This window comes from Aquabacter spiritensis, assembly GCF_004346185.1.
Taxonomy (GTDB): domain Bacteria; phylum Pseudomonadota; class Alphaproteobacteria; order Rhizobiales; family Xanthobacteraceae; genus Aquabacter; species Aquabacter spiritensis.
Window position 1 is genome coordinate 65,990 of the sequence record NZ_SMAI01000012.1, and the last position, 23,065, is coordinate 89,054.

The window sequence follows — 23,065 nt, forward strand, 5'->3', positions numbered from 1 at the left end:
GCGGACCCATGAGCCTGATTGACCGACTGGCACGCCTGCCGTCAGCGCCAGCCCCGCCGCAAGTTCCGGAGCGGCTGGTGGAAGTCGCTGAGCGCGTCCGGCAACGCTTCGGCGATCGGCGGCCGGTGAAGCCGGAGGCGCTGAACATCCTCATTTCCCGCCTGACGCAGGCGACACGGCAATGGGACTGGAAGCAGTTAACAGACGGGGAGATGGCGCAGGTAGTGCGGGCCTGGGCCAGCCGGCGTGCTACGCTCGCGCCCGACATCGAAGACTTTTTGCTGCGCGAGCTTCAGTGCACCACGCGCAGGTCCCTGCTAGGCGCGCTCTGCGATGGCTATCTTACCGGCTGGGTTGCGCGAGAACCACGGACCTCAGAGCTCGCCCGCATCATTCAGGCTCGCGCGGCCTTCCTGCCTCGAATTTGGCAGATCGCGTTTCGGGCGACCCCCGAAAGCCTTGATCCGGCCGATGGGGCCATCCGGTTCGGTCGCTGGCTGGCCGCGCAGGCCGATCCTTATCGCGCGGTGATCGCGCACGGCATCCTCGCTCCTCATGGGCCGGGCTTCATGACCGAAGTTCACGCGGCCTGGCTGTCGGCTTTGCCGGAGCCGGTGGACGAGCCGACGATCCGCAGGATGCTGGCCTGGATACATCCCTCGGGCGCACCCCAACTGGAAGGGGGGCGGGCAGCAATCGTCGTGGCGCGGCTTCTGCGCCCTTGGGGCAACGCGATGCCACCCAAGCCATTGCGCACGTTTCTGCTCGACGAATTTGTCCGGCATCGCGGCGATCCGCGCCGCGAGAACGCGCATTTTTGGAACGAGGTGGGCGAGGATGGCAAACGGACCCTGATGCGCTGGCTGGCCGGCCAGCGCATGGAGGCCTTTCTCGATGTGGTGTCCCGTTCGGAAGAAAAATCGGATGCTGGTGACCAATGGCCGGCCAGGCGGGAGTTCTGGATGGGGCTCTATGAAGAGGGACGGATCGACGAGGCGTGGCCTTCCTACGGGACGGAGGCGCAGGCGATCGCCGACGAACTTACCCGAACAACCGGCGATCGTGCCTATGCGGCCTATGGCCGGCAGCTCTCGCGCAAGAATACCTCGCTTTTGATCATGCGAGTTGGACGGCACATCGTTGTCGAGGGATCGCACAATTTCCGTGTTCACGTCTTTCGACGCAGCGAGAATACGCCACTGACGCTTTACCAAAACGAATATGCTGTCGACGATTTCATATTGCCTGACCCTCATCGTGACGCACGACGTCACGTTGGCAACTGGATGGACTGGGTCCGCGAGAAAGTCGGATGAGCCTGACCTTCACATGTGTTCCCGATGCCGACGGCTGCACCCTCTCCGTCGTCCAGCCCAAGCGTGGCCTGCTGTCCTTTCTCGGAACGCGGCGGCAGTACGATCTCGATGCATTGCCGCGCGAGGAGCGGGCCGTAGCCATGGGGCTGGCGCGACTGCGCGTGCTCGACCGAGACCGGCAGGAGCATTCCGTCGACGGCGAGAAGATCCGCCTGTCGCACCGCCTTGTCGCTGCGCTGGACAACGGAGCCGCGCGCGCTATTGGGCTGCCAGGGCTCAACACGCGCTACGTCTTCAGGGCCGCCATGCGGGGGGCCCTTGGCAGTCCGGATTTCCGTCTCGACTGGTGGTGGGAAAGGGGCGGGCGGACCGTGCCCCTGAAGCGGACGGGCGCCGTCATCCACGATGGGTCCGAACTGTTGAGGATTCCGGCTCCGCTCTTCGAGGCCGTCGGTATCGCAGAGGCATTTGAGCCAAGCGGTACCTTGCAAGACCACTGGCTGGCGCTTGGCGCATTTCGCCGGGCGCTCGGCCTGGAAGAGGCAGGGAAGGCGGTCGCTCTCGAGGGGGCGCTGGACCAAATCGAGATCGTCACCTGCGACCGGGTCGGCCTCGATCTCGACGCCGCCGATGACAGCCGGTTTGCCCCGCTACCCTTCATCGGCGCAAACCTCACGTCTGGGTCTCCGGTGGAGGCGATGGCGTCCCCCGTCAAGGCCGAAGAGCTGGCCGAATTCCAGCAGCAGGCTATGGCGCGCGGTGCGCAGCCGGCCTATCGGATCGGCTCGGCAAAATTCCTGATCCTGGATCGTTCGGCAATGCCCGTGGTGGATGCCATCACCGCTGCAGGCCGGCAGGATGCGGATGGGCGTCGAGTCTTCATTCGCGACGCTGAGCGTATCATTACCGAAGCCGTCGAACGTCAGGCACGTGACGATGGCCGGCTGAACGAGCTGATGAGCCCTGCCGGCTACCAGGAGGCTTTGGAGCGGGCCGTCTCGGGGGCATGGACCAAGACCGCCGCATGGACGTCGCGCGTCATCGCCGTCGCCGAGTGGGCTCGCCCTGCGCCCGCCATAATGGAGGGGTCGGGCACCAACTGGCTCCCGGCGACAATGACGGAGGAACTGGGCGAGAGGCTCGGTCTGTTGCTCGACGACGAGGTGGAGCCCCTGCTTCAGGTCCTCGCGGAGGCGAAGATGGCGGGCACGCAGATCGTGCCTCATCGCGTCGGCGCCATCCCGGTCATCGATGAGGTGATCGAGGCTTTGGTGCGGCGGCTGGAGATGCTGCGCAGCCGCAAGGATATGCCGGCAACGGGCGACCCGCAGACGGTCTTTCTGCCGCTCACCCACAGCAATTTTTGGGATACGGACTTCGGCGCCAAAGTCACCCCCCGCGGTTCGTTCGCGCAGTTCAGCCTCCCGCCACATGTGTCGACGACGCTGCGCCCCTATCAGCTCGCGGCGTTTGAGTGGCAGGTGCAGGCCTGGAGTGCCGGGTTGCCGGGTATCCTGAACGCGGACGAGCAGGGTCTCGGCAAGACCCTGCAGACGTTGAGCTTTCTGACATGGCTACAGCAGCGAATGGTCGATGGCGAGGTGCCGTCCCGACCCTTTCTCATTGTTGCGCCGACCTCGTTGCTGCGAAACTGGGAGGCAGAATGTGCCACCCATGTGGATCCCGATGTCTGGGGGGAGCCGGCGCGCCTCTATGGCCAACACCTCCAGCGCTGGAAGCACCCCGCGCAGCGCGGACGGGACATCGACGATGGCATGGCTCGGCTCGACCTCTCCTCGATCGAGAACATGCCTCGCCTTGTAATCGCGACCTACCAGACGGTTGCCAATTATGCCGTCTCCTTCTCAAAGGCGCCCTTCGCTGTCGCCGTGTTCGACGAGATCCAGAATCTCAAGAACCCCTTTGCCATGCGTTCGGAGGCCGCAAAGGCCATCCTGGCTGATTTTCGGATCGGCCTCACCGGGACGCCGGTTGAGAACGCTACGCGCGACATCTGGGCGATCATGGATCAGCTCTTCCCGCTGGCGCTGGGTCCGCTCGCTGAGTTCCGCCGGGTTTTCGACGAGCCACGCGAAGAGCGCATGAAGCAGCTTCATGCCGCGCTCTTCTCCGGTCAATGCGGTCGGCCCGCGCTCGCGTCGCGTCGGCTGAAAAAGGATGCCGCGCCCGACTTGCCGCCGAAGGTCCGCATCCTTCACCCGCGAATCATGCCGGAGGTGCAGGCCATCCGCTACGACGAGATCAGAGGCAAGGGCGGCGGGATGTTCGCGCTATTGCATCACATCCGTCGCACATCGCTGCATCCTGGCCTCGTCGAAGGTGAGATACCGGAAACATTCACGGCGGCATCGGCGCGTCTCGCCGCAGCAATGGACATTCTGGCGCACATCAAGTCGCGCGGTGAGCGCGCGCTTGTCTTCATCGAGAACCGCGACGTGCAGGCCTGGTTCGCCGAATTGATAAAGATCGAGTTCGGGTTGGAACGCGTCTACGTCATCAATGGTGACACCTCCATCGACGACCGCAAAAAGATCACAGACCGGTTCCAGCGGCATCTGGTCGAGGACCGAGGCTTCGATGTGCTGGTGATGGGTCCGCGCGCGGCTGGCACCGGCCTGACTTTGACGGCGGCCAATCACGTCATTCACCTGACGCGCTGGTGGAATCCGGCGGTCGAGGAGCAATGCAACGACCGAACCCACCGCATCGGCCAGAGCAGGTCGGTCACTATCCATATTCCGCTTGCCGTGCATCCGCGCCTTGGGCCGAACTCTTTCGACTGCCTCTTGCAGCGCCTGATGACTCGCAAGCGGGGAATAGCAAATGCCGTGCTCTGGCCGCAGGAGAGCGAGGGGCCTGAGCTTCTCGAACTCTATCAAGCCATCTTGTCCGACAAGGACGTGCGTGACGAAGCGGGGCCGCATCCCTCAGATGCCCCGGACCTCATCACGACGGAACTCGTGCCGGGTGTTTCGCGAATTGCCGTAAAGGGCGGCGGTTCGAGCATCGTCATAACGCGCGGTGTTTGTCCCGATCGTTTCGACGGACGGTTGCAAATCGAGGATGCTGCCGTGATAGCAATGGCCGCTCCTGAGCCCCCACGGCTCTTATCAGGCGTGCCGGTTTCTCAGCTCCCCGACGCCTCATTGTGGCCCGATTATATCCTGCCGCACTGATGCTGGAATTCCGATGGTCTTACCGAGGCTTCATCGGTGAGAATAGGCCATTCGAAGGCCGCTGCAGGGACTAATCGAACACCGCTACCAATTTAGCAAGGATGCTGTGGCGGCTGATGTCGCCAGTTCCGAAGCTGCCCTCTCTGAGCTTCCAAAGGCCCTGTCGTATCCAATCAGCTTGTCTCCACCCGCCACGCCGCGCTGCAATTCGCTATAGCGAAGACGTAGTGCTCATCTGGTTCTGACGCGGCCCGCCATTTTGGCGAAATTCGCCAATCCAGCGAACAATTTGACGGCGATCGCCGCTGTTTTCCCTCCACGGTACGCTTTTCCACCTCGCCGGTCGTGGCGCCGCGCGATGGCTCGTCCGGTGCCATTGATTTCATAGGACACTTGCCCTAAGAAATAAAGGTCAAATGTCCTGCGGTGTGGTTCCCGGCTTTTGCCTTCCACGCCATGATCGTGGAGGCCGGATATGGGTGCCAGAGAAACCCGCCAGCAGATCGTGGATGCCGCCGACCGGCTCTTCTACGAGTCTGGCTTCGAAGCGACATCGTTTGCCGATATCGCCAAGGATGTGGGCCTCTCACGCGGCAATTTTTACTACCACTTCAAGACCAAGGACGAGATCCTCGACGCGGTGATCACGCAGCGCATGGCAAATACCCGCGCCATGCTGGAGGCCTGGGAGCACGCTGCGGCTTCCCCCACAGACTGCATCCGCAACTTCGTCCATATCCTCATCACGAACCGGGCCAAGATCATGGCCTATGGCTGCCCGGTCGGCACGCTCTGCAACGAGCTGGCGAAGCTGGATCATCTGGCGAAGGATGACGCGGCCGGTCTGTTCACCTTGTTCCGCGACTGGCTCCGCCGGCAGTTCATCAGATTGGGGCGCGAAGCGGATGCCGATGCGCTGGCCCTCCACGTTCTGATGGGCAGCCAGGGCGTCGCGACGCTCGCCACCGCTTTCCGGGACGAAGAGTTCATCCGGCGCGAAGTCGCGGACATGGAGGCATGGCTGCTCGTCCAATGTCCGGTCGGTTCAGCCCCCAATGTCCATTAACCTGCCTCATGGAGAGACCATGTTCGTCATCACTCTTCGCTTTGCTGACAAGACCAAAGCGCCCCTATTCATGGATGGGCACAACGCCTGGATCAAGCGCGGCTTCGACGATGGCGTTTTCCTGCTGACCGGCAACCTTCAGCCGAGCGCAGGCGGTGCGATCCTCGCGCACAACGCGTCTCCTGAAGAGATCGAGGCTCGGGTGCAAGATGACCCCTTCGTCGCCGAGGGGATCGTCAGCGCTGAAATCCTCACCATCACGCCGGGCCGTAGCGACGAACGGCTCGCCTTTCTGAAAGGCTGAGTGATGAGCGCGACGATCCCCGGCCCAGACGGACGCCCGCGTTGCCGCTGGTGCGCGGCCGCGCCCGAATTCCTCCCTTACCACGACACCGAATGGGGCTTTCCCGTCGATGATGACCGTCGCCTCTTTGAGAAGCTGTGCCTCGAAGGATTTCAGTCGGGCTTGAGTTGGCGCACCATCCTTGCGAAGCGAGAAAACTTCCGCACTGCTTTCCGTAGTTTCGACTTCAACCTGATCGCCGACTTCACTGATGCGGATCTCGAGCGGTTGCTGAAGGACGAAGGCATTGTTCGTCATCGCGGCAAGATCGCCGCTGTCATCAACAATGCCACGCGAGCGCAGGAGTTAGTCAGACAGGAGGGATCGCTCGCGGCTTATGTCTGGCGCTTCGAACCGAGGCCGGAGGAATTGGCCGCACCGCAGACCGTATCAACATCCTCGTCAACCATCGCGCTCTCGAAAGATCTGAAGAAGCGTGGCTGGTCCTTCGTCGGCCCGACGACAGTTTACGCTTTCATGCAGGCCATGGGCCTCATCAACGATCATGCCGAGGGATGCGTCGTTCGGGAGCACGCGACCGACGCCAGAAAGACCTTCACACTGCCGAGATAGCTCGCAAAGTGGATAGATGCCTGCACAACATCCGATATCACCACCGCTAGCTACGCAATAGCCGCCGAAGACCGCCGATCGCCGTGCGGGTTGAATGATATTCTTCAAGATGATAGGCTTATTACGATCTCGTGGCGCTCATCATCATCGGGCGCGGCCCGTCGATTACACACCGTGGCGCGAATTTTGCGAGATAGCTACACAATCGCCGCATCTGTAATCAGGCGTGTCCCTGGACGCGGGGGGATCGGACCTTAGGTAAGATCACGGAACCGAGGAAGGAGAGACGGTGACGATCACACGCAGGCGTCTCTTGGAAACGGCCGCGCTCGGCGCCGCCATGCCCCTCCTTCCGGCAACGCGTCTGTTCGCCCAAGACGCACCGCTCATGCGGACGATCCCCGCTTCCGGCGAGGCGATCCCGGCCATCGGGCTCGGCACCTGGATCACGTTCAATGTCGGCGACGACCGGCAATTGCAGGCCGAATGCACCGCGGTCATGGCCGCCTTTTTCGCGGCGGGCGGGCGCATGATAGACAGTTCGCCGATGTATGGCTCTTCGCAGGCCGTTGTCGGCCGCGGTCTCGCCACTCTCGACCGCCGGGATGCGGTGTTTTCGGCCGAAAAAGTATGGACCACGTCCGCCGCGAACGGCCCGGCGCAGATCGTACAGACCCGGCGCCTGTGGGGCGTGGACCGCTTCGATCTCCTTCAGGTGCACAATCTGCTGGGCTGGGAAGCGCATCTCGACACGCTGCAGGCGATGAAGGCGGCGGGCCGGCTGCGCTATACCGGCATCACCACGTCAGAGGGGCGCCGCCACGATCTCGTCGAGACGATCATGCGCCGCCACCCGATCGACTTCCTGCAATTGTCCTACAACCCCGTCGATCGCGATGCCGAACGGCGCCTGCTGCCGCTCGCCGCAGAGCGCGGCATCGCGGTCATCATCAACCGCCCGTTCCGGCAGGGCGCCCTCACCCGCCGGCTCGCCCGCGAGCCGCTTCCCGATTGGGCGGGCGCCGCAGGCGCGACGAGTTGGGCGCAGCTGATCCTGGGGTTCATCCTGTCGCATCCCGCCGTCACCGTCGCCATTCCCGCCACGACGCGGGTGGACCATGTGCGCGAGAACCTCGCAGCGGCGGGCGGCGTGCTTCCCGATCGGGCTTTGCGGGAGCGCATCGCCGCCCATATCGGCGCGCTGTGATGTCCGAGTGGTGGACCTATCGGCTGGACGATTTCCTGCTGTTCTCGCCCCGCACCTATTGGCGCCTGTTCGAGGCGCAGAACGCCGCGCTCTGGCCGCTGCCGCTGGCGACGACCGCGGCCGGCTTGGCGGCCCTTCTGCTGATCCTTTTCCGGGCCCCCGGCGCCAGTCTCGGGATGGGGCTCGTCTTCGGCGTGGTCTGGGCTTTTGTCGGGTATTCCTTCCTGCTCGAGCGCTATGCGACGATCAACTGGGCCGTCGCGTATCTCGGACCGGCCTTCTTCATACAGGCCCTCCTGATGGGGGGCGCCGCGCTGCGCGCCGGCGCCCTGGCCTTCAGGCGCCTCGATGGCGTCGGCGTGGCGGGTCTGACGCTGGCTCTGGTCGCGCTCCTCGTCTTTCCCGTGCTGCCACTCGCTGCGGGCCGCCCTTTCGCGTGTGCCGAAGTCTTCGGCATCGCGCCGGATCCCACTGTCATCGCGACGATCGGCGTGTTGCTGATCGTCCGCGGCGGATGGCTCGCCGTCCTGCTGCCGATCCCGCTGCTATGGTGCGTGTTCAGCGGTCTGACCTTGCTCGCGATGGATGAGACGCAGGCCTGGCTGCTGTTGGGGGCTCCTGCGCTCACGTTCGGGCTGGGGGTGGTCCGGTTCGGCCCGCGATGGGTCAGGCGACCGGAGCCCCGGGTTTGATCATCGCGGAGGCGAGGGCTGCGATGGACCGCGCCCGGTCGGCGGCCGCCGATCCGCGCCACTCAGGCACGCTTCGGCAGCGCGGAAATACCGGCCGATCTCCCTTTCGGATGGTTTGACCCCGGCCGCGTATCATCGTCGCATGCAGGCCGCCGCCACGTGCAGGCGAGCCGGGAGGCTCCCCTGCACGTATCCCCCCGCGCACGCGGATGATCAGCGCACGGCCGCACTGGCGCTTTGCGCAGCCTGATCGATCACATCGGCGACAAGCTTGGGCTGGGTCATGAAGACCGCGTGGCTGGCGGGCACCTCGATAACGGTCGCGCCGATGCGCTTGGCCATATGGTGCAGCATGCGCTGATCGAAGGCCTTGTCGTCGGTCGCGATCACCGCCCAGCTGGGCTTGGCGCGCCACGCCGCCTGCGTGAGCTTGGTCCCGAAGACCGACATGGCAATCGGCACCTGCGAGTCGCGCATGAAGGCGGCGTCCGCATCGGTCGCGTCGGCGGCAAAGCCGGACTTGAAATTCTCCGGCTTCACGAATCCGAAGCCGTCATCATGACTCTCGAGAACGAATTCGGGTGGCGTGACGAAGCCCTCATACTGTTGGGCGGTTGTCTCGCCCGCATCAGGGGAGAGAGCGGAGACATAGACGAGACCCGCCACCTTGGGGTCGACGCCCGCTTCCGTGATGACGGTGCCGCCCCAGCTATGGCCGACGAGAATCGCGGGCCCGTCCTGGCGGGAGAGCGCCCGCTTGGTCGCAGCGACATCATCGGCCAGCGAAGTAAGCGGATTCTGGACGATGGTGACGCGGTAGCCGCGCTGCGTCAGCAGGTCGTACACGCCGCGCCAACCCGAACCGTCGGCAAACGCGCCATGGACCAGCACGACGTTGCGAACGGACTGGGCTGCGGGGATCGCATCGGCACTCTGGGCGACGGTGGCGGAAGACAGGCTCGCGGCGGCAGCCATCGTAGCGAGGAGGGTTGTTGTCTTCGTCGGCATCGGCTCTCTCTTGATTTGTGCGATATGATTTATCGCGATATGTTTTTGATACACAGCCATTCTGGATCCGTCAAACGTAATTTTTATCGCGATATTCTTTTTCGCACCGTGAGGGGATATAAAAGGGTTCGAAGGAGCCGCTCATGATCGAGGATGCGAACAGCCCGGTGCCGCTGGACGACCAGCTCTGCTACGCCATTTATTCCGCAGGGATCGCCGTCCAGCGCGTCTACAAGCCCTTGCTGGACGAGCTGGGGCTCACCTATCCGCAGTACCTCGTTCTCAACGTTCTGTGGCGCGAGGATGCACTGACGGTCGGCGGCATAGCCGAGAAGCTGGCGCTGGAATCCAGCACGCTGACGCCCCTGCTCAAGCGGCTCGAAGCTGCCGGGTTCGTACGCCGGACGCGGAACCCGGATAATGAACGTCAGGTCGTCGTCGCCTTGACCGATCTCGGTCGTGCCCTGAAAAAACGGGCCGGCTGCCTCGGCGACGCCTTGCTGGCGGCCTCTGGGCAGAGCGCGGCACGTCTCGGAGCCCTGAACCAGGACGTCAGAGGACTTCGCGACGCCATCTACGCCCATATTGGCGACTGGAAGGCGCCGGCATGAACGTGCCCATCCGGCCGCAGTCCTATCCCGTTCGCCGCAAGGCCGACCGGGCCCCGCTGGTCCTTTGACCTTGTGTAGGTCCGGCCCACCCGACCGAGCACCAGGCGGCGACGATGCACAGCGTGGTGGAAACCCTCCGCCCTGTGCATTGCTCCCCACGCGGAAACTCGACACAGTCACTGTGGGGCAGGTCCGACATGGCGTGAACCCGACTGCGCGCGATGCAATCAGTCGGAAGGCGTTTCAGGCCGAGAGTCGAGGCCAGCCGACGCAACGGCTGATTTCGTCCGATTCCGGTCGCCGCCTCTTTGGAGGTGGGCGCCATGATGAAAGGTGTCAACGGTGAGCCAGCCACGCTCGCTTGCCACGCACAACAGTGTCGATCTCTCGCCCGCAATCCTCGCGGAGTGGGAGTCGCATCCTGCTTTTCCCGATCTCGTCCGGCGTGCGGCCGCGGTATCGGTCGAACTCTATCGCGGGCATTGGATGCTGAACCGCCTTCTCAACGACCGGGGTCGGCTGATCGCTTCATTAATGATCCTGGATCTTCATTTTTCTGCCGGGAGTGGCCAGGGCTTCACGGCTGCGCAGATGCGGCGGCACGCCATTGAATGCGGGCTGTGCAGTCCCGGGAGGATCACGGCCTTTCTCGCCACCCTCCGTCTCTCCGGACTACTCGCGCACGCCGACGGCCAGAATCCCGGCAACCGTAGGCTGGCCCCGACCGAAGCCCTGCTCGATGTTCATCGCGCACGGTGGCGCCGGGTTTTTGCCCTGCTCGCCGAACTCCGCCCGGAAGCCCGCGGGGCGTCGGAGGCTCTGCAGGACCCCGCCTTCGTCGGCCATTGCGCCGGCGTGGTGATGGAGGCCTATCGGCGGGGCCAAAGGCTCTATGATTTCGTACCAGCCCTGACGGCCATCGCCGATCGCGACGCTGGGTTGATGGTGGTTCTGTCGCTGTTGACAGCCGATCCTGGCCAAAGCGTCTCGGTGTCGGATCTGGCACGCCGTTTTTCCGTCGCTCGGTCCCACGTTCTGGAAACTCTTCGCGCCGCTGAGCGAAGCGGGCTGGCTGTGGCGGCCAGTGAACGCGGCGGCTATCGGGCGGGGCCGGACCTTGCGCCGGCCATGGGCCGCTTCTTTTCGGTCATTTTCGAAGTATACCTCCACGCCTTCGTCACAGCGCGTGTTCGCGGCTGGGACGTCGGCGGATGAGCAGACGTGTAGGGTGCCTCTTGCCCCACACCCCGAACCCGCTCGGTTTTGCCGCGTCCACGCCGGTCAAAAAAAGCGGCGGCGATGTGACTTCCGCCACCGCCATTTCAGCCTGCGCAACCGCTGGTGTCGCCGAAATCTGATCCATTCGAGCGCATGCTCCGATCAGGTTCACCAACCCGATCGGAGCGACAGCCTTCAACGCATCTCGCATATCCTTGAGACCGATGACCCGATCACGTCGCTGAGACATGATCGGGCCCGTCCTAGAACTTGAGCGAGAATGCCCCCGTGACCGCGTTCTGGTTGGCACCGGAGGCGATCTGGCCATCATAGGCGATCCGGACCGACGCCGATTGCGACAAAGCGAAGTCGAAGCCGACCCCGAGGATCGCTGTGTCTTCGGCGATCGGAACCCCGCTCGTCGCAAACGGCGTGGTGCCGCCGTAGAAGTTCATCGTCGACGTCGATGCGACGTCGCCGAAGGCATGCTGCCACCCCAAAGTGGCGAAGGGCGAGAATTTACGCCCGCCCCAATCGGTTTCCGCGGCCAAGCGGATGCCGAGCGTGGTGTAGGTCGTGCTGAGGTCGCCGTTGCTGACGATCAGCGCCGAATTGCTTCCGGTTTCAGCGAACGATCCGCCGCTCACATTGACGTAAGCGAGGCCGGCGAAGGGCTGGAACTGGAAGCCGTTGGCCCTCCAGTCATAAGCGATTTCGCCGAAAATCTGGCCGGTGGCCGGATCGTAATCGGCACTGTTGGCGCCGACATAGCCCGGGAACACGACAGTCCGGCTGGTCGACGCGTCATGCCACGTATAGGCGGCACCCGCCTTCACGGAGACATCACCGTATTTGCCGCCGGCATAGACGCCGAAATCGTAGTTGTTCACGGTCCCGGAGGAGTTCAGCCCGCTGACGTCGAACGTCGACTGGCTGATGCCGCCCAAGAGGCCGATCCGCCAGTTCTCCCCGACGCCACCATCGACGCCGCCGAACACGCCGCCGATGTTGGACGAGAGGCCGTAGGCTCCGCCTGTGCTCGAAATCTCGCCCCAGCCGCCGAACGCCTGCATCCAGACCGTCGCATCGAGACCGGGCGCGAGAGCCGCGGTCTGCGGCTGGGCCGCCGCATAGCCGAGCGGCTTGCCGGAGGTTCCGCCCATCCCCGCCAGAGACTGGCTGAGCCGGGCGCCGACGGCGTTGCGCAGGAAGATCGATTGCTGCTGATACATGCTGGACGCGGACGCATGCGCCTGGCCCGAAAGCTGGTCCATCGCATAGGGCACCAGGCCCTGAGGCAAGGTCAGCACGGCACGGTAGAGGCCATTGGCCGGACCGAGCGACTGAACCGCATTCGCGACCCCGGCCTGGTCGGCCGTGTTGGTCTCGGAGGAAAATTGTTCTCCGGTGTAGACCAGCGTCAGATAAACGTTCTGCGTATCGTAGCTCAGTTCGGGATAAAGGAACGCATAGTCCGAGGTCACCGAGCCGAAGGTTCCGCTCACGGTCCCGGTCGCGGACACGATGGCATAGGTACTCATCGGGCTGTAGGTTCCCGCCGCGGCGACCACCTCCACCGCGCTTCCGGAACTGATGACGACGTTCCCCGTCGCAATGATCAGATCATGCGCACCGCTCGGGGTGACGTCGACGCGGTAGACCGAGCCGGCGTTGAACGTCGCATTGCCGGACACGGTCAAAGTCCCCGGCGAATAGCCCGGCGAGACCGTGCCGCCGGAATTGACCGTCAGATTGCCGATCGTACCCGCGCCGCCCAGGAGACCGCCGGCATTGACCGTGAAGGCGGAGCTTGAGGTGCTTCCGTTCACAAGCTCCACCGTGCTGCCGTCGATCGCAATCGGGCCAGTATAGGCTTCGGGGCTGTCGAACAGAACCGTGCCGCCGAGGAAAGTCACGCTGCCCGTGCCGGAAATGGTTCCCGGAAAAGCGTAGGTGTCGGAGCGGTAGAACACCAACGCGGAATTGTTGACGATGTCGCCGGCGATGGCGCCGGTGGTCCCACCGTTTCCGATCTGCAGAGTCCCCGCCGAGATGGTGGTCAAGCCCACATAGGTGTTGTTGCCCGTCAGGATCAGGGTACCAGATCCGAGCTTGGTGAGGCTGCCATCGCCCGACACGACGCCGGACAGGGTCAATGTGGTGTCGGCCGCAGCGACGTCCACGCTGCCACCCGCCCCGGAGAGCGCAACGTTGCGGGCGGACGTGAAGCTCGCCGTGGCTGACAGGGTGCCCCCGGCCAAGGTGAGGCTGCTGGACGCCGCACCGAGGGCGCCGTCCGAGGCCACCGACACGGTCCCTGCGGATACCGTGGTTCCGCCGGTATAGGCCTTGGAGCCCTGAAGCACCAAGGTGCCCGCGCCGCTCTTCACCAAGCCGCCGCTGCCGCCGATCTCACCGGACCACACCAAAGTCGTGGCGCTGCCTTCCACATCGAGGGTGCCGGTTCCGGAAAGGGACAAAGAGCGGGCCGAGGTGAAGCTCGACAGCGCTCCGAGGGTACCGCCGGAAAGGACGATGCCGCCCGCGGCGGACCCGAGATTTGCGTCCGACGAAACCATGAGGCGGCCGGACGTCACCGACGTTCCCCCGGCATACGTATTGGCACCCGAAAGGACCAAAGTGCCGAGACCGGAGACGGAGAGGCCGCCTTCACCGGAAACCAATCCAGACAGGTTCAGCGTGCTGCTGGTGGAGGCGACGTCGATCGTGCCGCCCAGCGCCCCCAGGACGACGGAGCGGGCACTGTCGAAGGACGCGAGCGCCGAGAGCGCGCCGCCGTTGAGCGACAGTCCGCCCGCCGCCGCGCCGAGCCCAGCATCGGACGACACAGCGACCGTGCCGGCATTCACCTGCGTGCCGCCGGCATAGCTGTTGGCGCCGGACAAGGTCAGCGTCCCGGTCCCCGTCTTGACGAGGGCACCGGCACCCGAAACCGCGCCCGAAATTTCGATTGCCGCCAAGGCATCGAAGGTCGCGGTTCCGGCAATGGAGACCGCGCTGTCAAATGTGAACGCACCGGTCGCGCGCAGCGTGCCCGTGGCGATTTCGAGGCCCCCGGCCCCGAGATTGGCCCGCGACGCCACCGAAATCGTCCCCTCCGAGAGCTCGGTCCCGCCGCTATAGCTGCTGGTGCCGGTCAGCGTCAGGGTCCCGGCCCCCGATTTCCGCAGCGCGCCGGACCCGCTCATCGCGCCGGCGAAAGTCGTGTCTCCGCCCGAGGCGAAGGCCAGCACACCATTGTTCGCGACATTGCCCACGATGCTGCCGGTTTCCGTCGGGGTACCGAGGATGAGCGTGCTGCCCGAGGCGATGGTGGTGCCGCCGGTATAGGTGTTGGTCCCCGTGAAGACGACCGCATAGCCCAGGCCTTCGATGGAGACAGACCCGCTGCCCGATACGACCCCACCGTAGGAAATGTCACGGTCGGCGGCTTTGAACGCCAGAACCGCATTGTTGGTGACATTGCCGCCCAGGGTTCCGGTGCCGCCTCCAGACGTTGTCTCGAGCCGCAACACTCCGGCTTCAATGACGGTTTGCCCTGAGAACCGGTTGATCCCATTGAGCGTCAGCGTGCCGCTCCCGGCCTTGACCAGCCCGCCGGTCCCCGCGATCGTGCCGGAGAAGGTCAGATCGTCCGAGCGATTGAACGCCAGCGTGCCGTCATTCACCACGTCGCCCGTGATGGAGCCGGTGGTGCCGCCATTGCCGATCTGCAGCGTCCCGCCCTCAATGGTCGTGCCGCCGATATAGGTCCCCGCCCCGGCGAGGATGAAGGTGCCGGTCCCGACTTTGGTCAGTCCGCCGTCGCCCGAAATGGTGCCGGAGAAGGTGCCGCTGGCATTGCCGCCGCCGACGCTCAACGCACCACCGGTGAGCGTGACTGCGCCCGCACCTTCGACCGCTCCCAGCGTCTCGTTGCTGCGCACGTCCAAGGTCGCCCCGAGAGAGATCGAGACGATCCCGCTGTCGACGATCGCCGTGCCGGATGCGAGCGCGAGAACGCCGCCGGTCACCGACGTCGTTCCCGTATAGCTGCCGGTGCCGCCCAGAACCACGGTCCCGGTGCCCTCCTTCACGAAGCTGCCGGCGCCCGACAGGTTGCCGTCATAGGTCGAGGAGGCGTTTCCGTTGCCCACGGTCAGGGTGCTGCCGGCCGCGATGGAGACGGTGGAGCCAGCGACGCCCTCCAATTCGCCGATCGTCTGATTGTAGCCGATCGCGAGCGTGGCGCCCGACGCGATGGTCACGCTGCTCGAGGTCGCCAGAGCCTCCGCGACGCCGGCGACCAGCGTCCCCTCATTGATGAAGGTGGCGCCGGTATAGGTGTTTGCGGTGGTGAGGGCGAGGGTCCCGAGTCCGGTCTTGGTCAGGCTGCCGTCGCCGCTGACGATGCCGGTCAAGGTGAGGACCGTGTCGGCGCCGACGATCGAGAAGGTGCCGCCGCCAACTCCCAGCGTGACGGACTTCGCGGAGTTGAAGGTCGCCGTTACCGCCAGCGTGCCCTGGGCCAGCGTCAGGTCGCCGGTTCCGAGATTGTCGTCCGCCGAGACCGAGAGAATGCCCCCGAGGATGGAAGTTCCGCCGGCATAGGTGTTGGTGCCGGTCAGGGTCAACGTGCCATCACCGACCTTGGCCAGGCTTCCGGCGCTCGGCCTCAGCGGGGGACCATCGGAGGGCAAGCCTTGGGAGATGGTGCCCGAGAAGGTCGTATCGGTATTGTCGGCTCCCACCGACAGCGTGCCGACAATGGCGACCGCACCGGATCCCGTGAGGGAGCCGATGGTTTCAGAGCCGTTCACGGCGAGGGTGCCCGCTGCACCGACGGTCACCCGACCCGTGTCGTTCAGCGCCGTGCCCCCGCTGGCGAGTAAGACGCCGCCCTGAATCTCGGTTCCGCCGGAATACGTATTTGTCCCTGAGAGTTCGAGGGTGCCGGTTCCGGTCTTCACCAGACCGCCGGTCCCCTCGATGGAACCGGAGAAGACGTCATTCAGGTTCGCTCCGCCGGCCGTGAGGGTCGAGCTGCCGAGCGAGATCGTGCCGCTCCCGCCGAACCCGCCGATCGTTTCGCTGGCATTGAGCGCGAGGGTTCCCCCGTCTCCGATGCCGAGCGTCGCGGTGTCGCCGAGCGCCTGGCCGCCGGAGAGCGCCAGAATGCCCTCCGTAACCTTGAAATGGCCGCTATAGCTGTTGGTTCCGGAGAGCTCCAGGGTACCTGCCCCGGACTTCTGGAACCCGCCCGAGCCGGTCACGGCACCCGAAACCGTCAGGTGGGTCGCCATGCCCGCGACGATGATCTCTGCGCTCTTGTCCGCGGCGACGGACATCGCGCGGGACGTCGCAAAGCTCGACGTCGCTTCGAGCGCGCCACCGCCGAAGGTCAGCGCGCCAGCGGCGGAACCGAGATTGGCGTCCTGCGACACCGAGAGGATGCCGTCATTGAGCTTGGTGCCCCCGCTATAGGTATTGACACCCCCGAGCGTCACCCGGCCGGAGCCGACCTGCGAGACGCTGCCACCGCCGGAAATGATGGACTGGTAGGTGATGTCCGATGAGAAGGCGAAACCGAACGAGGCTCCGGCATCGATGTCGACGGCGGCGTCGAGGAGACCCGCCGCGGTATTGTCGCCGTAGATGAAGCCGCCTTGTTCGACGGTCACGTTGGTGAGCGTCGAGATACCGGTATAGATGAAATCGCCGCTGCCGGTCTTGACGAGGCCGCCGGTGGTTCCGGCAAGCCCACCGCCGAAGGTTTGGTCCGAGTCGACGTTCAAGGTCAGCATATAGGCCCCGACCCGAACGGACCCGACGCCTCCGAGGCCTCCGATCGTCTCGTCGGCGAGCAATTCGAAGATGCCGCCCGCATTCACGGTCACGACGGCGCTGTCGCCGAGCGCCTGCCCGCCCTTCACCTGGAGCGTGCCACCGTCGATCGTCGTCCCGCCGGTGAAGGTGTTCGCACCGGACAGCAGAAGCGTGCCCGCGCCCGCATAGGTCAAGCCGTTGCCACCGGACACGATTCCGGAAATCTCCAGCGTCTTGCCGGCAGCGGTGGCAATCCGCGCGCCGTCGGAGTCGAGCGAGACCGCGCGCGCCATGACGAAGCTCTCGCTCGCCGACAAGGTGCCGTCGCCCAAATTCACGCCCCCGGCCGTATCACCGAGCGCGGTGTCTCCCGCGACCATCACGGTCCCGCCGCCGATCGTCGTGCCGCCCTGGTAGGAATTGGTCAGGTTATCCAGGACGAGCGTCCCCGCGCCGTTCCAGGTCAGTCCTCCGGCGCCCGAGATCGCGCCGCTCCAGGTCAGCGTGGTTTCCTCCGCGTTGGAGAGCGACGAATCGTCGGTGAGAATGATGTCTCGGTTGCTCGCCGTCGTCAGCGATGCGTAGAGCCCGCCGCCCTTCAGGGTGACGGCCTCGCCGCTTGCGCCGAGATTTCCGTCGGTCGAGAAGGACACGAGACCTTGGTTTACCGTAAGCGCGCCGAATGTGTTGGTCGCGGTGAGGGTGAGGGTCCCCGCTCCAGCCTTGGTGATCGGTCCGGTGCCTCCGATAACGGAGCTGATCGTCAGATCGGCCTGGGTCTCGAGGGTTCCGCCGCTCCCGTCAAACGTCAAACCATTCGTAAGCGTGAACTCTCCCGTGGTGCGCAGCGTGCCGGTGTGCGCAATCGTGATGGCACCGGACCCGAGGTTTTCCTGTGCCTCGACGACCAGCATTCCGTAATTCACAAAGATCGGACCGCTCATACCGGAATTGTCACCGGAAAGCGTCGTCATGCCCGTACCGGCGATGATGAACTGTCCGGATCCGGTTATATCATCATCCAGGACAAGGCCAGATCCGGCGCTGCTGCGATAGATGGCAAGCACACCGCTATTGGCGATATCGCCGGAAATGCTTGCGCTGTCGGACGTCTCGCCGACCCGAAGTTCGGCCGTCGCGCCAATCGTGATGCCACCGCCAGGCGAGAGCGTCCCGTCCAGGCTCAAAATACCGATGCCGTTCAGAACAAATGCACCCGTCCCGGTGATCGCTCCGGCAAAGATGTTGGTGCCCGAATTGTTGACCGTCAAGGTTGCGGAGTTGAGGAGAACCTTACTGCCGGAAGGGCCCGTCAAAGATCCGATGGTTTCACCGTTGATAAGCTCAAGGGTACCGGACGCTCCGATATGGACCGGCGCATTATCAGCAATGGCGAGCGAATTGGCGACTTGAACCGTCCCCGCCGTGATCGTGAGGCTCCCGAAAGAATTGGAGCCAGAAAGCTTCAAGGTCCCGATGCCCACCTTCGCAAGCTCACCCGCCTGCGAAATCGCGCCGGAAAACTCCGTCTCGGTGGCTTCGTTCACGGTCAGCGTCGCGCCGCTCTGGAGCAGCAGGCTTCCCGCCCCGGAAAGGCCGCCGATGGTCTCGGAGGCGAGAACGTCAAGCGTCGCGCCCGATTCGACGGTGACGAGCGCGGCATCGGCCAGCGCGCTGCCGCCTGAAATTTGCAGAATCCCCCCGGAAACCTTGGTGGCGCCGGTGAAGGTGTTGGCGCCGGACAGCTTGAGCGTTCCCGGGCCGGCGGACTCGAGCGCGTTCTCCCCGGAGACAATTCCGGTCAGTTCGAGCGTCTTGCCGCTGTCGACGAGGATCACAGAGTGCGTCGAGATGTTACGCCCGTTGGGATTCGCGACGTCGAGCGCCACGCCGCGCGCGGTCGTAACGTTGTCCGTCGCCCGGAGCCCGACATTGCCCTTCAACGTGACGGCCCCGGACACCGCCCCGAGATTGGCATCCGCAGAAAAAGCGAGCGTGCCCGCCTCGATCGTCGTGCCACCGGTATAGGTGTTGGTGCCCGACAGCGTGAGCGTGCCGGCGCCGCTCTGGACGACGGAGCCATCGCCGCTGATGACGCCGCCGAACGAGAGGCTGTCGCTGCGGCGGAAGTCCAATATTGCCCCGGCGGAGACGCTGACCGCTCCCGCAATGCTGCCTGTCGACGAGCCGTCGCCGATCTGAAGCGTGCCCGCGTCGATGATGGTGCCGCTCGAATAGGTATTGGCGCCGGTGAAGACGAGGGTTCCGTCGCCGGACTTGGCGAACTTGCCCGCCCCGGACATGACGCCGGAAAACTCGGCGCTGCCGGTAGAAATCGTCGACGCCAGACCGCTGCCCTCGATGTTGACGTTTCCGGCGCCGCTCAAGGCGCCGATAAATTCGTACGTATCGACAAAGCCCGTGTCGACGCGGAACGTGGCGCCGGACTCAACGGTGACCGCACTGGTATCGCCGATCGAAAAGCCCCCACTGGCCGTCAGCGTGCCCGTCGAAATGAGGGTCGCGCCGGAATAGGTGCTGGCGTCGGAGGAATTTGTGTAGAGCTCATACGTCCCGGCTCCGGTCTTGGTCAGACCGCCTGTCCCGGTAATGGTCCCGCTGAAACTCTGGGTCCCGGATGCGATCGAAACGGTCAGGGTGGAGGTGCCGAGCTCGATCACGCCGGAGCCGTTGACGTATCCGACCGTCTCGTCGGCCTCCAGCTTGAGCTTTGAGGTGCGTCTGTTGATATAAATATATCCGGTGTCGGAATAAGCCGACCCCGAAGCAAGGATGAGGGTTCCGGCATCGACGTTGATGTTGCCGGTGGACCCGAACGTGTTGTTTGTGCCGGACAGTTTCAGCGTTCCCGCTTCATTAAACAGCATGTTGCCGCCGCTTAACGTTCCCGAGATCGTGAGTGTTTTACCGTCCGCGATCAGAAAGGTGCCGTACTCGGCACTCGATGTTCCGGAGATCGTAAAATCGGTGCTGGCCTTCAGAGTCCCCTGATACAAGGTGAGACCGCCGGAGCCGAGCGTTCCGGAGCCCGATACTTCGAGTTTTGCGCTGGTGTTGATCGTGGTGCCGCCAGAATAGGTATTTGCACCCATCAAAGTGAGATATTCCGTGCCTGCCACCGTCAGCGCATTGCCGCTGATCGTCCCCGCATATGTCTTCGCGGTGGCCTGCTTGACGGACAGAGTGGCGGATTCAGCGATGGTTATGGAGGCCCCCGCAGCGCCGCTCAGAGACCCGATCGTTTCGGTCGCGCTGACCTTCAAGGTGCCGGCTGCGCCGATATCGACCGTCCCGGTATCGAGGAGGGCGCTCCCGCCTTCGATCGCCAGCGTGCCGCCTGTGATGGTGGTGCCGCCGGAGAAGGTGTTCACCGTCCCGAGCGTGACCTCGCCCGTGCCGGCCTTCTCAAGGCCGCCGCCCCCGCTGATGATGCCGAGGAAAGCCCAGGACGTGGTCGAATCGAGCGTCAGTGTCTTCGTCGAATCGATGACGACGCTGCTGCCCTCTTCGGAACCGGCCAGCGCGCCGATGGTCTCGCTGTCGACCACCTGGAACGTGGCATCGTCGAAGACCTTGACATTCGCCGCGTTGCTGATCGCATTGCCCCCGCTCACCTTCAGGGTCCCGGCCTCCACGGACCAGCCGGTGTCCTGAGCCTGGGTCCCGGTCAGCGTCCACGTGCTGTCGCCGATCTTTTTGAAGGTCTTGTCGAAGCCGCGATACTGAGCGGTCGTGCTCACCTTGGAGATGTCGAAGCTTCCGGAGCCGCTGCCCCCGAGCGTCAGCTGATTGCCTCTTCCGGCAGCGTCGACATCGCCGGTAATGGTAAAACCGGGATGCAGTTCAAGCGTGTTGATGTTTCCTTCGAACTTGATGGCGTTTCCGGCCCCGGTTCCCGCGATCGTCCCAGCATTGATAATCGTCGCCGTCGTCGCGGCCTGAATGCCGATGCCGTCCACACTAGAGAGACTCCCGTCTCCTGCACGTATCACCCCATTCGATTCATTGGTGATCGAGATCGTGCCTGCCGGTGAAGTGGTGGCGGCGTAGACGCCGGTTCCAGCACCGGCTCCGCCGGCGATGACGGCCTCGATAGAGGGATTTCCACCGCCGTTTACGATGGTGACCGACACGCCTTTCAGATAGGCACCTGTGCCGCCACCCTTCTGGTTCAAGGCCGCGCCGCCCGTAATCGTCCCGCCAGCCATATTGGTTAAGGACAGCGAGCCGTAGATAAACGGAGAATTCGCCGTCTCAAGATAGACACCGCTACCTTGGTTGCCGTCGAATTGAGAAGGCGCTGGGCCGGCTCCGCGATACCCGCCTGACCCGCCCGTAATCGTCCCGGCATTTTCAATCGTCACGGTCGGCTGAAGCAAGGATCCAACAGAGAATGACGGCGAGATATAATAATAGATGCCGTGCCCGCCAGACCCACCGGTGCCTACACCATAATACGTTATGGATCCGGCCACCGCCCCCCCGTTACCACCATTTCCTCCGATAATGGTCCCCGTGTAATTGTGAATGGTCAGAGCAGGTGCGGCCGCCGCTTCGACCAATGAGAAATCCAAGCCGTTCCCGCCGGAGCCGCCCGCGCCCCCCGAACCGGCAAAGACCGCGGCGCTTCCCCCGCCGCCATTGCCGCCGGTAACCGTCCCGCTGTTATCAACCGAGAGGACCGAGACTATGCTCCCGCTCTTCTGCGGGAACAGAATGCCGGCACCGCCGGCGCCGCCGGCAGAGCCGTACCGCCCGCCATTATTGGCCGCTCCCACCCCGACCGTACCGGCATTCCCGCCGTCGCCGCCCGTAACGAGCACTGTGGTATTGATTGTAATTCCGCTGACCAGATCGGTATTGATGCCGGCGCCGCCATTCCCACCCAAGCCGCCCGCGCCGGGAGACGCGCCGGCATTGCCGCCGGATCCCCCGCCATTTCCGCCGTCGCCGCCCGCGCCGCCGATCAAATTCCCGGTCATGACATAATTGAACAGGCTCCCGCCATTGCCGAGCCAGGCGCCGGCGCCGCCGCTGCCCGCGTCGCCACCTTGCCCGCCATTCGAGCCGATGCCGAGGCTGGCATTGCCCGCGGTACCATCCCCGCCGTCGCCGCCCGTGCCCGCGCCGACATTTCCGCCGACGGAGTTCGCAATTCCGACCGCTCCGCCCGCCGCCTGCGCGAATGCGCGGTCGGCGTGCACGGCCACTGCGACGAGCGCCGTACCGGCGAGAAGCGCGGCCTGCAGGTACCGCGTCCGACCGGGCCGGCGAGGAAACAAAGCGCGAGCATTACCGGCGGAGGAGAAGAGAGCAGGCATGAAATTCTCCAAGTGTCGCCACGGCGGTCAGGCGAGACGTTCGGCATTAACAATCAAGGAGTTCGGCTCGGGATGGTTGCGGATCCCGATCCCATGGCCAGGTCCACGCTGCAGAACGCGGCGCGCAGGCGTTCAGGACGCATCGACGCTTCGCCGCGCATGATACCGTGCCCCCTACCATGTTCCCATCAAGCGGTAACATGGGGGCACGCGGCGCCGCAAGCAGATCGGGGCTCCGGATCCAAATCGAAGCGCGAAAAGAGACACCCTAAGGTCGATTTCCCTTAAAAATGTGTTAATTCTGCCACACCCGCGCGTTAGCGGTGTGTATCCCAGATCTTTGAGCGCGGCTCAAATACAATCAGGAACACTTTCCTTCGTTTATTTACTTTACACCCATGATTATTTGCTTTCCGCTGAGACAGAACGGACGTCCTTTTGACCCGACACACGCCTGCGGCCGGCCCAAAACAAAGAGACGGCGAATGGCCGCGCGCAATGAAATTTTCCACACGCAGGAAGATCTTAGGGCTGCGGACGGGAGGCGTTCCACAAACCTATCGGAGAAGGCGGCGATGGACCGCGGAATGTCCTCCGCCGGACTCCGAGGCCGTGATCGGAGCTCAAAAACGCGCTCGCTCAACCCCTTGGCTTTCTTCTCCGCCG

11 protein-coding genes are annotated in these 23,065 nt (G+C 64.2%); 9 read left to right on the forward strand and 2 right to left on the reverse strand.

From position 1 onward, the window contains the following. Positions 1-8: 8 nt before the first annotated feature. The 7 genes from EDC64_RS17425 to EDC64_RS17455 all read left to right on the forward strand — a co-directional run bounded on the left by EDC64_RS17425 (position 9) and on the right by EDC64_RS17455 (position 8,394). Positions 9-1,316 (forward strand): EH signature domain-containing protein, encoded by a 1,308-nt coding sequence (locus tag EDC64_RS17425; protein ID WP_132033721.1) that lies wholly within the window; start codon positions 9-11, stop codon positions 1,314-1,316. After that, positions 1,313-4,513 (forward strand): DEAD/DEAH box helicase, encoded by a 3,201-nt coding sequence (locus EDC64_RS17430; RefSeq protein ID WP_132033723.1) that lies wholly within the window; start codon positions 1,313-1,315, stop codon positions 4,511-4,513. Before EDC64_RS17425 ends, EDC64_RS17430 begins: the two co-directional genes overlap by 4 nt. Positions 4,514-4,988: 475 nt before the next feature. Further along, a complete protein-coding gene (locus EDC64_RS17435) occupies positions 4,989-5,579 on the forward strand; it encodes a TetR/AcrR family transcriptional regulator (RefSeq protein WP_132033725.1) in 591 nt (196 codons plus the stop codon). Between the two features lie 19 nt (positions 5,580-5,598). Next, entirely contained in the window at positions 5,599-5,883 is a 285-nt protein-coding gene (locus tag EDC64_RS17440) for a YciI family protein (RefSeq protein ID WP_132033727.1), read from the forward strand. A 3-nt stretch (positions 5,884-5,886) separates the two neighbouring features. Beyond that, entirely contained in the window at positions 5,887-6,495 is a 609-nt protein-coding gene (locus EDC64_RS17445) for a DNA-3-methyladenine glycosylase I (RefSeq protein ID WP_132033729.1), read from the forward strand. A 289-nt stretch (positions 6,496-6,784) separates the two neighbouring features. Further along, the gene (locus EDC64_RS17450) at positions 6,785-7,702 is read left to right on the forward strand and encodes an aldo/keto reductase (protein ID WP_207916125.1); all 918 of its coding nucleotides are present in this window, start codon (positions 6,785-6,787) and stop codon (positions 7,700-7,702) included. After that, the gene (locus EDC64_RS17455) at positions 7,702-8,394 is read left to right on the forward strand and encodes a DUF6064 family protein (RefSeq protein WP_132033731.1); all 693 of its coding nucleotides are present in this window, start codon (positions 7,702-7,704) and stop codon (positions 8,392-8,394) included. The genes EDC64_RS17450 and EDC64_RS17455 overlap by 1 nt, the downstream gene beginning before the upstream one ends. A gap of 213 nt (positions 8,395-8,607) precedes the next feature. Here EDC64_RS17455 and EDC64_RS17460 read toward each other — a convergent pair whose 3' ends face one another. Next, positions 8,608-9,402, reverse strand: coding sequence for an alpha/beta fold hydrolase (locus EDC64_RS17460; RefSeq protein WP_132033899.1), 795 nt, complete (start codon positions 9,400-9,402; stop codon positions 8,608-8,610). Positions 9,403-9,545: 143 nt separating this feature from the next. Here EDC64_RS17460 and EDC64_RS17465 point away from each other — a divergent pair, with 143 nt between their 5' ends. Together EDC64_RS17465 and EDC64_RS17470 are read left to right on the forward strand one after the other, a co-directional pair. Next, positions 9,546-10,013: a MarR family winged helix-turn-helix transcriptional regulator gene (locus EDC64_RS17465; protein WP_132033733.1), complete on the forward strand. Its 468-nt coding sequence runs from the start codon at positions 9,546-9,548 to the stop codon at positions 10,011-10,013. Between the two features lie 342 nt (positions 10,014-10,355). Further along, positions 10,356-11,228, forward strand: a complete 873-nt coding sequence (locus EDC64_RS17470) for a hypothetical protein (RefSeq protein ID WP_132033735.1) — start codon at positions 10,356-10,358, stop codon at positions 11,226-11,228. A 266-nt stretch (positions 11,229-11,494) separates the two neighbouring features. Here EDC64_RS17470 and EDC64_RS17475 read toward each other — a convergent pair whose 3' ends face one another. Continuing rightward, positions 11,495-22,399, reverse strand: coding sequence for an autotransporter-associated beta strand repeat-containing protein (locus tag EDC64_RS17475; RefSeq protein WP_132033737.1), 10,905 nt, complete (start codon positions 22,397-22,399; stop codon positions 11,495-11,497). Positions 22,400-23,065: the final 666 nt, after the last annotated feature.